The organism is Bradyrhizobium sp. SK17 (genome assembly GCF_002831585.1).
Classification (GTDB): domain Bacteria; phylum Pseudomonadota; class Alphaproteobacteria; order Rhizobiales; family Xanthobacteraceae; genus Bradyrhizobium.
Window position 1 is genome coordinate 7,621,256 of sequence record NZ_CP025113.1, and the last position, 14,318, is coordinate 7,635,573.

The 14,318-nt window shown below is 66.2% G+C and carries 12 protein-coding genes; 9 read left to right on the forward strand and 3 right to left on the reverse strand.

All coding sequences use genetic code 11. From position 1 onward, the window contains the following. Positions 1–105 precede the first annotated feature (105 nt). Positions 106–1,569, forward strand: coding sequence for a YcjX family protein (locus CWS35_RS35420; protein ID WP_100955703.1), 1,464 nt, complete (start codon positions 106–108; stop codon positions 1,567–1,569). Continuing rightward, a complete protein-coding gene (locus CWS35_RS35425; RefSeq protein WP_100955704.1) occupies positions 1,566–2,597 on the forward strand; it encodes a YcjF family protein in 1,032 nt (343 codons plus the stop codon). Before CWS35_RS35420 ends, CWS35_RS35425 begins: the two co-directional genes overlap by 4 nt. A 158-nt stretch (positions 2,598–2,755) precedes the next feature. On the opposite strand, the gene CWS35_RS35430 is transcribed toward CWS35_RS35425, so the two are convergent. Next, positions 2,756–4,306, reverse strand: a complete 1,551-nt coding sequence (locus tag CWS35_RS35430) for a glycosyltransferase family 39 protein (protein ID WP_168226525.1) — start codon at positions 4,304–4,306, stop codon at positions 2,756–2,758. A 235-nt stretch (positions 4,307–4,541) separates the two neighbouring features. Here CWS35_RS35430 and CWS35_RS35435 point away from each other — a divergent pair, with 235 nt between their 5' ends. The 6 genes from CWS35_RS35435 (at position 4,542) to CWS35_RS35460 (ending at position 9,894) form a co-directional block, all read left to right on the forward strand. Further along, a complete protein-coding gene (locus CWS35_RS35435; protein ID WP_100956940.1) occupies positions 4,542–6,278 on the forward strand; it encodes an adenylate/guanylate cyclase domain-containing protein in 1,737 nt (578 codons plus the stop codon). An 88-nt stretch (positions 6,279–6,366) separates the two neighbouring features. Next, complete coding sequence (locus CWS35_RS35440; protein WP_371412416.1) at positions 6,367–6,666, forward strand: hypothetical protein; 300 nt, start codon at positions 6,367–6,369, stop codon at positions 6,664–6,666. A gap of 220 nt (positions 6,667–6,886) precedes the next feature. After that, positions 6,887–8,086: a molybdopterin-dependent oxidoreductase gene (locus tag CWS35_RS35445; protein WP_100955705.1), complete on the forward strand. Its 1,200-nt coding sequence runs from the start codon at positions 6,887–6,889 to the stop codon at positions 8,084–8,086. 11 nt (positions 8,087–8,097) lie between these two features. After that, positions 8,098–8,409 (forward strand): cytochrome c, encoded by a 312-nt coding sequence (locus CWS35_RS35450; protein ID WP_100956942.1) that lies wholly within the window; start codon positions 8,098–8,100, stop codon positions 8,407–8,409. A 287-nt stretch (positions 8,410–8,696) separates the two neighbouring features. After that, positions 8,697–8,897, forward strand: coding sequence for a cold-shock protein (locus tag CWS35_RS35455; protein ID WP_021079749.1), 201 nt, complete (start codon positions 8,697–8,699; stop codon positions 8,895–8,897). 277 nt (positions 8,898–9,174) lie between these two features. Beyond that, positions 9,175–9,894: a class I SAM-dependent methyltransferase gene (locus tag CWS35_RS35460; RefSeq protein WP_024583794.1), complete on the forward strand. Its 720-nt coding sequence runs from the start codon at positions 9,175–9,177 to the stop codon at positions 9,892–9,894. 32 nt (positions 9,895–9,926) lie between these two features. On the opposite strand, the gene CWS35_RS35465 is transcribed toward CWS35_RS35460, so the two are convergent. Both CWS35_RS35465 and CWS35_RS35470 read right to left on the reverse strand, forming a co-directional pair. Beyond that, a complete protein-coding gene (locus CWS35_RS35465) occupies positions 9,927–10,550 on the reverse strand; it encodes a hypothetical protein (protein WP_100956944.1) in 624 nt (207 codons plus the stop codon). A gap of 119 nt (positions 10,551–10,669) precedes the next feature. Beyond that, on the reverse strand, positions 10,670–11,134 hold the full coding sequence (locus tag CWS35_RS35470) for an Lrp/AsnC ligand binding domain-containing protein (protein ID WP_024583796.1): 465 nt from the start codon (positions 11,132–11,134) through the stop codon (positions 10,670–10,672). A gap of 118 nt (positions 11,135–11,252) precedes the next feature. On the opposite strand from CWS35_RS35470, the gene putA reads away from it, so the two are divergent. Next, positions 11,253–14,258: a bifunctional proline dehydrogenase/L-glutamate gamma-semialdehyde dehydrogenase PutA gene (putA, locus tag CWS35_RS35475; protein WP_100955706.1), complete on the forward strand. Its 3,006-nt coding sequence runs from the start codon at positions 11,253–11,255 to the stop codon at positions 14,256–14,258. Positions 14,259–14,318: the final 60 nt, after the last annotated feature.

The following is a 14,318-nucleotide window of genomic DNA, read 5'->3' on the forward strand; positions in this document are numbered from 1 at the left end:
AAGGCGCCGGAAATGTGAAGCTTGATTTTGGCCCGATAATCGCCACCTTGCGGTAATCGCCTGCCCCTTTTTGGCTCCTCTTGCCGGGTCCTCCGTTCACCCTCCATGCCCCCCAGTCTCTCTGATATCGTCGAGGAAGCGCGTCTCTCGGCGCGGGCGCTGCTCGACTATGGCGAGGGCTTGTTCAACCCGACGGTCCGGCTCGGCGTCACCGGCCTGTCGCGCGCCGGCAAGACCGTGTTCATCACCGCACTGGTGCACGGGCTGACGCGTGGCGGACGCTTCCCGGTATTCGAGGCCTATGCCTCGGGACGGATCGCGCGGGCCTATCTCGCCCCGCAGCCCGACGACGCGGTGCCGCGCTTCGCCTATGAGAACCATGTCCGGACATTGGTCGAGGAACGGCGCTGGCCGAGCTCGACCACCGACATCTCCGAGCTGCGGCTCGTGATCGAATATCAGCGGCAAAACGGCGCGGACCGCAAGCTGACCCTCGACATCGTCGACTACCCCGGCGAGTGGCTGCTCGACCTGCCGCTGCTGAACAAGAGCTACGAGCAATGGTCGGCGGAAAGCCTCGCGCTGTCGCGCGAACCGCTGCGCGCAAAACTCGCCGCGCCCTGGCACGCGCATCTCGCGACGCTGAAGGGGGAGGCCAGGGAAAACGAACAGGCCGCGCTCACCGAGGCACGGCTGTTCACCGACTATCTGCGCGCCTGTCGCGACGAGCGCTTCGCGATGAGCCTGTTGCCGCCCGGCCGCTTCCTGATGCCCGGCAACCTCGCCGACACGCCGGCGCTGACCTTCGCGCCGCTCGACGTGCCCATCGACGGCAGCGCACCCGACGGCTCGCTGTGGGCGATGATGCGGCGGCGCTATGAGGCCTACAAGGACGTCGTGGTACGGCCGTTCTTCCGCGATCATTTCGCGCGGCTCGATCGCCAGATCGTGCTGGCGGATGCGCTCGCTGCATTCAATGCCGGCCCCGAGGCATTGCACGATCTCGAAGCGGCACTCGCCGGTATCCTCGACTGCTTCCGGATCGGCCGCAGCACGATCCTGAGCGCGCTGTTCCGGCCGCGCATCGACCGCATCCTGTTCGCGGCGACCAAGGCCGACCACCTGCATCACCAGAGCCACGACCGGCTGGAAGCCGTGCTGCGGCGGATCGTGGCCAGGGCGGCCGAGCGCGCCGAATATGCCGGCGCCGAGATCGACGTGGTGGCGCTCGCCGCGGTGCGCGCCACCAGTGAGGCGCAGGTCGCGCGCGGCCGCGACCGCCTGCCCTCGATCCTCGGCACGCCGGCACCCGGCGAGGTCGCCAATGGCGAGACGCTGGATGGCGAGACCGAAGTCGCGACCTTTCCCGGCGACCTGCCGGACAATCCCGAGGAGCTGTTCAACGGCGGCTTCCGCGGCCTGTCCAGTGCTGGTGCAGACAGCGCCGATTATCGTTTCCTGCGCTTCCGCCCGCCGAAACTGGAACGAGGCGGCGATGCGGAGCCTGCGCTGCCTCACATCCGCCTTGACCGCGCCCTCCAGTTCCTGATCGGAGACAAACTGCAATGAACGAGAAGACGCCCCCGCGGCGGCCGGCGACGTTCAAGCTCGACGATCCCGGCGTGGTCGTGATGGACCCGGACGACAGCGGTCGCCTCAACCGCGGCACGATCCAGATCGTGCCTGAAGCGGAGCCCGCGCAACTGCCGGTGCCGGTCGATACGCCGCTGCTGCCCGAGCGCCGCGGCTTCCGCTGGGGCACGTTATTCTGGAGCGCTGTCGGGGGCCTCGTGCTGCTCGGCAGCGGGCTCGGCGTCCTCAACCTGGTCGAGGATCTGTTCGCGCGCAATGAAGGCCTCGGCTTCCTCGGGCTGGCGCTCGCCGTCATCGCCGTCGTGGCGCTCGCGGTCGTCACCATGCGCGAGCTGGTCGGGCTGGCGCGGCTTGCGACCATCGAGAAGCTGCATCTGCGCGCCGCCGAGGTGCTGATCAGCGACGACCGCGCCGCAAGCCGCACTGTCGTCGCCGACCTGCTCAAGCTCGCGCACCGGACCCCGCAGCTCGCCCGGGCCCGCAGCGCGTTGCAGAGCCACACCGATGATATCATTGATGGCGCCGACATGATCCGGCTCGCCGAGCGCGAATTGATGACGCCACTCGACGAGGAAGCGCGGCGCCTGGTGTCTTCGGCCGCGCAGCGCGTCTCGGTCGTCACCGCGGTCAGCCCGCGCGCGCTGTTCGACGTGCTGTTCGTGTTCGTGGCGAGCTTGCGGATGATCCGCCAGCTGGCGCGGCTCTATGGCGGCCGGCCAGGCGCGCTCGGCATGATCCGCCTGCTCCGCCACGTGATCGCGCATCTCGCCATCACCGGCGGCATGGCCGCGAGCGATAGTCTGATCCAGCAGATGCTCGGCCACGGCATCGCGGCAAAACTGTCACAGCGGCTCGGCGAAGGCATGCTCAACGGCCTGTTGACCGCCCGCCTCGGCCTCGCCGCGATCGACGTCACCCGCCCGCTTCCCTTCAACGCCCTGCCCCGCCCGGTGCTGACCGATCTGGCGAAGGATTTGATCCGCAAGCGCGACGAAGCGGAATAGCCACCCGCTCCTTCAGGGCGGCATCGTGCCAGTTGCGGCACAGTGGCAGTTGTTGCGCCCTCTCCCCTTGTGGGAGAGGGCAGCTCAGACAGCCGTCGCGGGTTCGCTTGGGTGAGGGGTATCCATCCGCGCGCACCGCGCCTGCGGAGAGAGACCCCTCATCCGGCAGCCTTCGGCTGCCACCTTCTCCCACAAGGGGAGAAGGTGATCTCGCAAGAATCCGAGAGCATCGCCAGCACGCGCCAGCGGAAGAACGTCGTATCCGGCCGCGGCGACAGGTCGGGCGTCCAGCCCGAGATCTTCTCCAGCGCATAGGTGTCCATCACCATGCCGCGCCAGCTCCGTGTCACGCGCTCCAGCGGCTGGCGCACCGCCGATGTTTCGCTCCACAGCGGCAGATTGTTCTCGGGCTCGCGCCCGACATAGATGCCGGCATGATCGCGGATCTTGTCCATGCCGGGATCGGCGAAGCCCTGGAAGCGGCCGCGCTCGTTGATCTCGATCACAGGCACCCGGCCGCGCAGCATCCAGCGCAGCATCGCATAGGTTCGGTAATCCGTGGTCGCGACCCAGGTCGCGCCGGTGGCCTCAACCTGCGCCAGGGTATGCGCAGCCACCACATCGTAGCCCGCTTCGGTGCCGATCGGATCGGTGCGGCCGATCAGATTCCACGGCGCGAACATGTAATAGAGGAACACGCAGGCGACGAAGGCGATGCCTGTCGAGATCGCGGTCCGGGCCCAATAGATCGTCGATTTGACGAGCCCGGCCGACCAGCCCTCGAACGGCATCCGCGTGACATTGATGGCGACGGCCGCAAAGCCTGCCGGCCACAGGAACATCGGCCAGGTGTCACCGACCCGCAAGGTCAGCGACTTCCAGAGGAAGTAGAAGAACGGCACCAGCACCGCGGTCGCCAGCAGGATCGCCACCGGCTCGCGCTTGCGATAGCCGCGCCATGCCGTCAGCGCGGTGCCGAACAGCGTCACGGGCAACAGCACAAAGCCGACCAGGCCGAACTGCATGCCGATGAACTCGCCAAGCGTACGGAACGTCAGGTCGCGCTCGACGGTGGCGCGCACCGCCTGGAAGCGGAACGAGGCCCAGTCGTGCTCCGCGTTCCAGATCAGCACCGGCGAGAACACGGCGATCGCGATCAGCGCGGCGAGGTACGGGTACGGGCTGCGCAGCCAGCGCCAGCGCCAATCCGGCACCAGCGCGAAGGCGAGCACCGCCGGCACGAACATGATCGCGGTGAATTTCGAGAGCAGCGCAAGCCCCGCGAACAACCCTGCGGCCAGCCACCAGCGTCCGTCATGGCTCTGCGCGAGCCGCACCAGCGACCACAGCATGGCGACCGAGAACGGGATCAGCGCCGTGTCGGGCGCCACCTTGGCCATTAACAACCCGTAATAAAGCGCAGCCTCCGGCAGCAGCAGCGCGAGCATCACCGCGCGGACATTGTTCGATGTCATGCGGCGGACAATGTCGGCAAGCAGGAGCTGGGTCGCCAGCATCGCCACGATGCCACCGAGGCGGACGCCGAGATTGGTGTCGCCGAGAACGGCGGTGCCGCAGCGGATGAACCAGGCGACCATCGGCGGATGGTCGAGGAAGGACAGCACGCTTTCCTTCGACCAGGTCCAGTAGTAAGCCTCGTCGGTGCGCAGATCGAGCGCATGGGCATAGACCAGCCGCATCGCGGTCATGGCAACGATCACGGCGATCACGCCACGCCAATCCGGCGCCCGCGAACGGGCCGGCTTAACGCTGATGTTACCGGCTCCGGGCTTGGGTTCGGCTTGGGCTATCGTCACGCGGGCTTTTTGTTCGACTCTTAACGGAGTGTCAACGTTCCGCGGCGCCGGCTACCCACCGCCAGACCGGGCCCGTGGTGGTGTTCAGCGCGGGAATTAAACACTAGACTTGTCGATCATGAATCACATGGCCTCCCCCTCGCGCGAGCACCTGCAGGACATGGCCCGCGGCGTCGGCCTGCGGCAGGTCCGCCTCGTCACGGGGGCGATCATGTTCGCCTACCTGATCAGCCATTTCCTCAACCACGCGCTCGGCAATATCTCGACGGAGGCGTTGGCGATCGGGGTGCACTACCACACCGAGTTCTGGCAATTCCTGCCGGTCGCCATCGTGTTCTACACCGCCTGCCTGGTGCACACCGCGCTTGGCATCTGGGCGCTGTTTCAGCGCCGCGAATTCCACTGGAAGGCGGTCGAGCCGCTGCAACTCGCGCTCGGCCTCAGCATCCCGATGCTGATCATCGTGCACGTCGTCGGCGTCCGGCTCGGCCAGACCCTGTACGGGCACGAAAAGCTCTATCCGCAAGAGCTGTACAACTTCTTCATCGCCTCTCCACTCCGGCTGTGGCAGATGCTGGCGGTGCTGGTGATCGCCTGGGTGCATGGCTGCATCGGCCTGTATTTCTGGCTGCGGATGCGTCCATCGTTCCAGCGCACGGCGCCGTTCCTGCTCGCCGCGGCCGTGCTGATCCCGACGCTGGCGATGCTCGGCATCTATCAGGCCGGCCGCGCCACGATCGCGGATTATCAGGACCCCGACTGGCGGCGCGAGGAGCTGTCGGTGCAGAAGCTCGGCACCGCGGCCCAGGCGACCACTCTCGAGAACATCACAAATGGCCTGACGATCGGCTATCTCGGCCTGCTCGGCCTGGTCCTGCTTGCGCGCGGCGCGCGTGCCCTGCTCGAACGCCGCGGCGGCATGATCGCGCTGTCCTATGGCAACGGCCGCACATTGCGGGTGCCGAAGGGATTGAGCGTGCTGGAAGCGAGCCTGCGCTACAACGTACCGCATGCGAGCGTCTGCGGCGGCCGTGCGCGCTGCTCGACCTGCCGCATCCGCATCATCGGCGATCACGCCGCCCTCCCCGAGCCCTCGCCGCGCGAGGCGTTCGTGCTGCACCGGGTCGGCAATGACGATCCGTCGATCCGGCTCGCCTGCCAGCTACGGCCGACCGGCGACCTGACCTTCTTCCAGCTGTTCCTGCCGCACACGATGTCGGCCAACGCACATGCCGGCAATCCGACGCGGGTCGGTCAGGAGCGTTATCTCGTCAGCATGTTCGTCGACATGCGCGGCTCGACGCAGCTTGCCGAGAAGCGGCTGCCGTTCGACACCGTGTTCATCGTCAACCGCTTCCTCGGCGCGGTGTCGCAGGCGGTGCTGGAGGCCGGCGGGCGGCCCAACCAGTTCATCGGCGACGGCATGCTGGCGCTGTTCGGGCTCAGCACCGACCGCCACGAAGCCTGCCGCCAGGCCTTGCGCGCGGCGGCGCTGATCGCAGCCAATATCGAAGAGCTGAACCAATTCCTCAGCCATGACCTGCGCGAGCCGATCCGCTTCGGCATCGGCGTCCATGGCGGCGAGGTGATCGTCGGCGATATCGGTTATCGCGACCATATGGTGTTCACCGCGCTCGGCGATGCCGTCAACGTCGCGGCAAGGCTGCAGGACATGACCAAGGCGCTGGCCTGCGAGGCCGTCATCTCCGACGAGGTGCGCGTCACCGCGGGACTCGCTGACGATGCCCTGCCGGTGCAGGAGGTCGCGATCCGCGGCCGCAACGAGCCGATGATCGTGCGCACCGTCGAGGCGACGCGCATCCTGTCCACGTTGGTCGACGACCAGCATGCGGTCGCGGCCTGACCACCTCTCCTCTGCCTTTCCCCGAGTGTGATCTTCCGCACAGCTGAGCGTGCACCCATCAGCGATGCTCGAACGCGTCCCAAGCCGGATGCGACAGACTGGCGATGGGCAACACCGCAACCGCGCCGCGACCGAGTTCAAGGCGCATCTGGAGGAGAAGACCATGCTTCGCAAGATCACGCTCGCTTTCGCCACTGTTGCGATCGTCGGTGCCGCCGCGCTGGCGCCGACCTCTGCTTCCGCCAAGCCGTTCTTCTGGCACCCGCATCATCACTTCTGGGGCGGCCCAGGCATCGCCGTCGGCTTCGTCGACTCCGGCTGCTACGTCACCCGCCTGGTGATGACGCCCTACGGTTATCGCTATCGCACCGTGAACGTCTGCTACTGATCGACACTTCGACCTGGAATCGAAATGCCCCGGTCGTCCGCGCGACCGGGGCTTCTCGTTGTTGCGATGCAATGCCGGTGACCGCTGCGAAAGCTCAATTGACTTGCTGTTCCCCGATGCGACATTCGTCGCCGCGCGCAGTCCATGATGCGAAGGCGCGCAAGGCAATCTGAGCCTGGTGATGACCAGCTCACGACAGAACAGCTTCGGAGGAAGCGGAATGCTCGATCGACGAGACTTGATGAAGCGCGCCGGGTTGGCCGCTTTGGTGACGGGGCTGGGATCAAGGGGCTCACTCGCCCTCGACACCGTGACGCTGCCCTTCGGCAATGGCGAACGGCCGCTGGTGCGCTATCCGCAGAAGCGCCCGATGATCGGGCTCACCAGCCGGCCCCCGCAGCTCGAAACGCCATTCGCGGTCTTCAACGACGGCCCGCTGACGCCGAACAACGCCTTCTTCGTCCGCTATCACCTTGCCGGTGTCCCCTACGACCTCGACCCGGACAAGTTCACGCTCGAGATCAAGGGCAAGGTCGACAAGCCGCTGAAACTGTCGCTGAAGGACATCCGGAATCTAAAGGCAACTGAGCTCGTCGCCGTCAACCAGTGCTCCGGCAACAGCCGCGGCTTCTTCAATCCGCGCGTCGCAGGCGGCCAGCTTGGCAATGGCGCGATGGGTTGCGCACGCTGGCACGGCGTGCCGCTGAAGACCGTGCTCGACATGGCCGGCGTGCAGGCTGGCGCCAGGCAGGTCACCTTCAACGGCATGGACGGCCCGGTGATGGAGACGACACCCGATTTCGTCAAGGCGCTCGACATCGACCACGCCCGCGACGGCGAGGTGATGCTGGCCTGGGGCATGAACGGCGAGGAGCTGCCGTTCCTCAACGGCTTCCCGCTTCGTCTCGTGGTGCCGGGCTATTACGGCACCTACTGGGTGAAGCACCTCAACGAGATCACCGTGATCGACAGCGTGTTCGACGGCTTCTGGATGAAGTCCGCCTATCGGATTCCGGATACGCCGAACAACGCGGTCGAGCCCGGCACCGCGCCGAAGGCGACGATCCCGATCAACCGCTTCACGGTGCGCTCGTTCATCACCAGCGTTGCCGACGGCGCCAAGCTGAAGGCCGGCCGCACCATGCTGCGCGGCATCGCCTTCGACGGCGGCAAGGGCATCAAGGAGGTTGCGGTCTCGATCGACGGCGGCAAGAGCTGGACGCCGGCCAAGCTCGGCAAGGATCTCGGCAAATACGCGTTCCGCGAATGGAAGCTGAAGGTCGCGCTGCCGGCCGGCGCCTCGGATTTGAAAGTGCGCGCCACCAATAATGCCGGCGACACCCAGCCGATGGATCCATTGTGGAATCCGGCCGGCTATCTGCGCAATGTCGTCGAAACCGTGCGCGTCACCGCGGCGTGAGGAGCAGCATCATGATCAGCAAGCCGCTCGCCACGCTCGTCGCGGTCGCCACATTGTCGGTTGGCGCCGCATTGGCCGCGCCCGTGAATTACACGCTCCCCGAGGAGACTGCGGCCTTCAAGCCGGGTCCCAACCTCGACGTGGTGCAGAGCAACTGCACTGGCTGCCACTCGGCGGACTACATCAAGACGCAGCCGCAGGGCGAGAAGTTCAAGAAGGATTTCTGGCAGGCCGAAGTGACCAAGATGATCAAGGTCTACGGCGCACCGATCGACCAGGCCGACATCGGCAAGATCGTCGATTATCTCAGCGCGACCTATTGAGGCGGGCTACTCGATTCTCGCGCGCCGGTGGAAAAGCCAGCGCGCGAGACGAAGGCAACGAAGTCATTCGGTTCAGTGGAACCAGTCTGTTTTGCAGTGCATCAATTGACCATGAAACAGGCAATCCGGCACCAAATCCCTGCAAAGCGGGTTGTTTCCGGTCAAAAACACACCGTCGTTTGATCTACCCAGCTTTTTTCAAACTGCTATCCTGTGCGGTACGGACAAGTCGGTTGGTGCGGGGGCCGGCTGGTCTGTTTTCGATTGATTCCGCGGAGACGACTGGAATGCCCAAAGGTACAGTGAAGTGGTTCAACCCGACCAAGGGTTATGGATTTATCCAGCCCGCAACAGGCGGCAAGGACATTTTCGTGCATATTTCAGCGGTTCAGAAGGCTGGCCTACAGTCCCTGAACGAAGGCCAATCGGTTGAATACGAAGAGATCGCAAATCGCGGCAAGACGTCGGCCGAGAACCTCAAGGTCTAGCGTAACAACGCCAGATCCGGCGGCGCACTCTCGGACGCCATCCGGGAGTGGGGGCCGATCCACACAGCAGATCACGTGACGTTCGGCGGGGCGGGCACGGCGCCCGCGCCACGACGATGATTTTTCCGACGAGCGCCGGTCGCGCGTCGATGATCTTCATTTGCTCCACGACATCCCGCGGCGCCCTCTTCGTGCCGAACCGATCCCGTATCGCGAGAGCGCGAACGAATTGCCGGATCGCGGTATCGCAATCGCGCCAGGAACACGGGAGTTCCGCATGAATCTTGCCGACAATTGGGAAGCGGAGTCCGGCCGATGGATCGCATGGGCGCGGCATCCCGGACATGACAGCTACTGGCGATTTCACCGCGACCAGTTCCTCGCCTTGCTGCCTCCGCCCGGCCTGCGGACGATCGACATCGGCTGCGGCGAAGGACGATTGACGCGGCACCTGAAAGAGCTCGGGCATCGCATCGTCGGCATCGATGCGTCGCCCTCGATGGTCGCGGCCGCCCGCGCCTCGGACCCGTCGATGGATCTGAGGATCGCCGATGCCGCCGCATTGCCGCTGCAAGACGCGAGCGCCGATCTCGCGGTCGCCTTCATGACCCTTCACGACATCGATGCTATGCCGCACGCCGTCGCCGAGATCGCGCGCGTGCTCATGCCCGGCGGACGATTGTGTTTCGCGATCGTCCATCCGATCAACTCGGCCGGCCAGTTCGAGCGCCCGGTGGCCGACGCGCCGTTCGTCATCAAGGGTGACTACCTGCGCCCGTTCACCTTCTCGGATACGGTCGAGCGGGCCGGCCTGACGATGACGTTTCACAGCCGGCATCGCCCCCTGGAAGACTACTTCGCGGCGCTTCAGGACGCGGGCTTGCTGGTCGAGGCGCTGCGTGAACCTGCCGTTCCCGAGCACGCGATCGAGTCGGACAACAGCCGCCGCTGGCAACGACTGCCGCTGTTCCTGCATGTCCGTGCCCGCCGTCCGTGAGGCATGCTACAGGCAGGTGCCGCCCTGGTCGTTCAATCTTCCGTCACCCATTGGGCAACGGTCATGACGTCAGGCGGCTGCAGATAACCGCGCGGCCAGAGATCGACGGCCCATTCGACCTTGGTTGCGCGCTCGACCAGCACGGCGGTGTTGTGCGGCGTCTGCCCCAGCGAGAAACCGCGGTAGTGCGGATCGCCGACAGTGTGAAACTTGAACAGGTTCCACGCCTGCATCACCAGCATCAGGCTGGTGGTGTTACGGGTGGTGTCCCAGCAATCGTAATTGTGCTTGTCGTCATTGGCGCGGAAGTCGGCCTTGGCCACGCGCTTGTCGGTGCCGAGGATCGGCCCCATGCGGCGGTCGAGCCAGATCACGGCCTTCTGCGTGGCCGCACGTTCGGCGGCGGCATTGGCGCGGCCCGCAGCCATGATCCTGGTCAGCGCCGCCTTGTCGGCGGCATTGAAATCCAGCATCTCGCGGCGCCGACAGACGAAGCCATAGCAGACCGTCATCGTCGACGCCGACGGCGGATAGATCGAGACCGACGTGTAGAGCTGCATGACGCCTGCGCTGAGTTCAGCGGCGCCGGCCGGAGTTGAAGCCGGCAGCGACAACATGAGCGCCGTGACCACGCCGGCAAATCCGGCGCGTCGCATTCGTATCGGCTGATCGGCGTCCTGCATGACCACTGCCCCAAGTTGTGGACAGGATTATCGCGGGTGCGTCGCGATGCCAATACATCAGGCGCATGGCTGTGGATCAGTTCGAGGGAACGTCAGCCGACCGGCAGCGGCGCGTCGCGCTTGACTTCCTCCATCACCGCGTAGGTTCGCGTCTCGCGCACGCCCGGCAGAGCCAACAGGGTTTCGCCGAGAAACCGGCGATAGGCGGTCATGTTGGCGACGCGCGCCTTGACCAGATAGTCGAAGCCGCCGGCCACCATGTGGCACTCCAGCACTTCCGGCGCGGTCTGGACCGCCTTCGCGAACTTCTCGAAGACGTCGGGCGTGGTCTTGTCGAGCAGCACCTCAACGAAGACCAAGAGCCCGAGCCCGAGCCGGTGCGGGTTCAGCCGGGCGCCGTAGCCCTCGACGAAGCCGTCGCGCTGTAGCCGCTTCAGCCGCTCGCCCACCGAAGTCGGCGACAGGCCGATCCTTTCCGCCAGTTCCACATTGGCAATCCGGCCATCCCCTTGCAGGATCGAGAGGATTTTGCGGTCTGTCTTATCTATCTCTGTCATATCTAAGGCCATACTATGAATTTGCCGGATTTACTAAGGCAAATATGCTATTTTGTCTATCGAACTACGGTGCATGGGCGCGTAGGAGTTCCCTGCAACCTCCGGCCAAGGAACCGCCATGCCAGACCCGCTCCCGCCCCCGTTCAGCCCGCCCTACGCACCCGATGACGCCACGATCGCCGGCCGCCTGCGCCACGACGCCAGGCTGGGCGCGGAGGCGGAGGCCAGGGTCGACCGCACCGCGACCCGCCTGATCGAGGCGATCAGGGCCAATGACGATCCGCTCGGCGGCGTCGAGGACATGCTGCGGGAGTTCGCGCTGTCGACCAAGGAGGGCCTGGCGCTGATGGTGCTGGCGGAGGCGCTGCTCCGGGTGCCCGACGCGCGCACCGCCGACCAATTCATCGAGGACAAGCTCGGCCAGGGCGACTTCGTCAACCACGAGACCAAATCCAGCGCGTTCCTGGTCAACGCCTCGGCCTGGGCGCTCGGCGTATCGGCGCGCGTGATCCAGCCCGGCGAGACACCGCAGGGCACGATCGGCCGGCTGACCAAGCGGCTCGGTGCCCCCGCGGTGCGCGCGGCGACGCGGCAGGCGATGCGGCTGATGGGCAGTCATTTCGTGCTCGGCGAGACCATCGAGGCGGCGCTGGCGCGCGCGCAGTCCCACGCATCGCGCGGCTCGCGCTATTCGTTCGACATGCTCGGCGAGGGCGCGCGCACCGCCGATGACGCCAGCCGCTATTTCGAGTCCTATGCCCGCGCGATCGAGGCGATCGGCAAGGCCGCCGGCAATCATCCCCTGCCCGACCGGCCTGGCATCTCGGTCAAGCTCTCCGCGCTGCACCCGCGCTTCGAGGCGGTCAGCCACGCGCGGGTGATGAACGAGCTGGTGCCGCAACTGATCGATCTGGCGCGCCGCGCCAAGGCGTATGACCTCAACTTCACCGTCGACGCCGAGGAGGCGGACCGGCTGGAGCTCTCGCTCGACGTCATCGCCGCTGCGTTCGCCGATCCGTCGCTGGCCGGCTGGAACGGCTTCGGGCTTGCGATCCAGGCCTACCAGAAGCGCGCCACCGCGGTGATCGACTATGTCGATGCACTGACACGCGCGCTCGACCGCAGGATGATGGTGCGCCTCGTGAAGGGCGCCTATTGGGACACCGAGATCAAGCGCGCGCAGGAACGCGGGCTCGATGGCTATCCGGTGTTCACCCGCAAGGCGATGACCGACCTGAACTACGTCGCCTGCGCGCGCAAGCTGCTGGCGCTGCGGCCACGGCTGTTTCCGCAATTCGCCACCCACAACGCGCTGACGGTCGCGACCATTCTCGAACTGTCAGGCGATCCCACGAGCTTCGAATTCCAGCGGCTGCATGGCATGGGCGAAGCGCTCTACGCACAGCTCGGCCAGGATCGTCCTGAGATCGCCCACCGCACCTATGCGCCGGTCGGCAGCCACCGCGACCTGCTCGCCTATCTGGTGCGGCGCCTGCTCGAGAACGGCGCCAACTCGTCGTTCGTGGCGCTGGCAGCCGACAACCGCGTGTCCATCACCGACCTGTTGCGCCGTCCGGCCGAGATCATCGGCCATGACGGCAATGCCTCTCACGCCGGAATTCCGCTGCCGGTCGATCTCTATCGACCGCAGCGCGCCAATTCGCACGGCATCGAACTCGGCGAACGCGCGGGCCTCCGCGCGCTGACATCGGCGATTGCGGCAGCGCGCAAGACCGCCCCCGGCACAGCCGCAACGTCGACGACCGAGCAGGCCGACGCCGCCGTCGCCGCTGCACGACAAGGCTTCAGGGCCTGGAACAGCACGCCGGCCGCACAACGTGCGGCCATCCTGGACAAGGCCGCAGACCTGCTCGAACAGCGCCGTGCCCACTTCCTCGCTTTGCTGCAAGGCGAAGGCGGCAAGACGATCGACGACGCGCTCTCGGAGGTGCGCGAGGCGATCGACTTCTGCCGCTATTATGCGGCGCTCGGCCAAAAGCTGTTCGGCAAGGGCGAGACGATGCCCGGACCGACCGGCGAGAGCAACGTGCTGGAGCTGCACGGCCGCGGCGCGTTCGTCGCGATCTCGCCGTGGAATTTCCCGCTTGCGATCTTCCTCGGTCAGGTAACGGCAGCGCTGATGGCCGGCAATGCGGTGATTGCAAAGCCGGCCGAGCAGACCCCGCGGATCGCGGCCGAGGCGGTTGCCTTGCTGCATCAGGCCGGCGTGCCCCAGACGGCGCTGCATCTGGTCCAGGGCGACGGCGCGGTCGGCGCCGCGCTGGTCAAGCATCCGGCCATCGCCGGCGTCGTCTTCACCGGCTCGACGGAGGTGGCGCGGTCGATCAATCGGACGCTGGCCGCCAAGGATGGCCCGATCGTGCCGTTGATCGCCGAGACCGGCGGCATCAACGCCATGATCGTCGACGCCACCGCGCTGCCCGAGCAGGTCGCCGACGACGTCGTGACCTCGGCGTTCCGCTCGGCCGGCCAGCGCTGCTCGGCGCTGCGGCTGCTGTTCGTGCAGGACGACGTCGCCGACCGCATGATCGAGATGATCGCCGGCGCCGCGCGCGAACTGAAGATCGGCGATCCCGCCGATGTGTCGACGCATATCGGTCCCGTGATCGATGCCGAGGCCAAGCAGCGGCTGGACGCGCATATCGCGAGGATGAAGCAGCAAGCGCGGGTGCATCTCGCCGGCGAGGCGCCGGCCGGCACTTTCGTCGCGCCGCACATCTTCGAACTGTCGGCGGCGAGCGAGCTGCGTGAAGAGGTGTTCGGTCCGATCCTTCATGTCGTACGCTATCGCGCCGAGCGGCTCGGCGACGTGCTGGCCGCAATCGAGGCCACCGGCTTCGGACTGACGCTCGGCATCCATTCGCGTATCGACGACACCATCGAGCAGGTCATCGACCGTCTTCAGGTCGGCAACATCTATGTCAACCGCAACATGATCGGCGCGGTCGTCGGCGTGCAGCCATTCGGCGGCAGCGGCCTTTCCGGCACCGGCCCCAAGGCCGGCGGCCCGCACTATCTGACGCGCTTCGCCACCGAACAGACGATCACGATCAACACCGCCGCCGCCGGCGGCAATGCGGCGCTGATGGCGGGGGTGGAGTAGCCGGCTCCGTCATTGCGAGCCAACGGGTCGCGCGAATGCGCGCCTGATGACAGGCTCCGC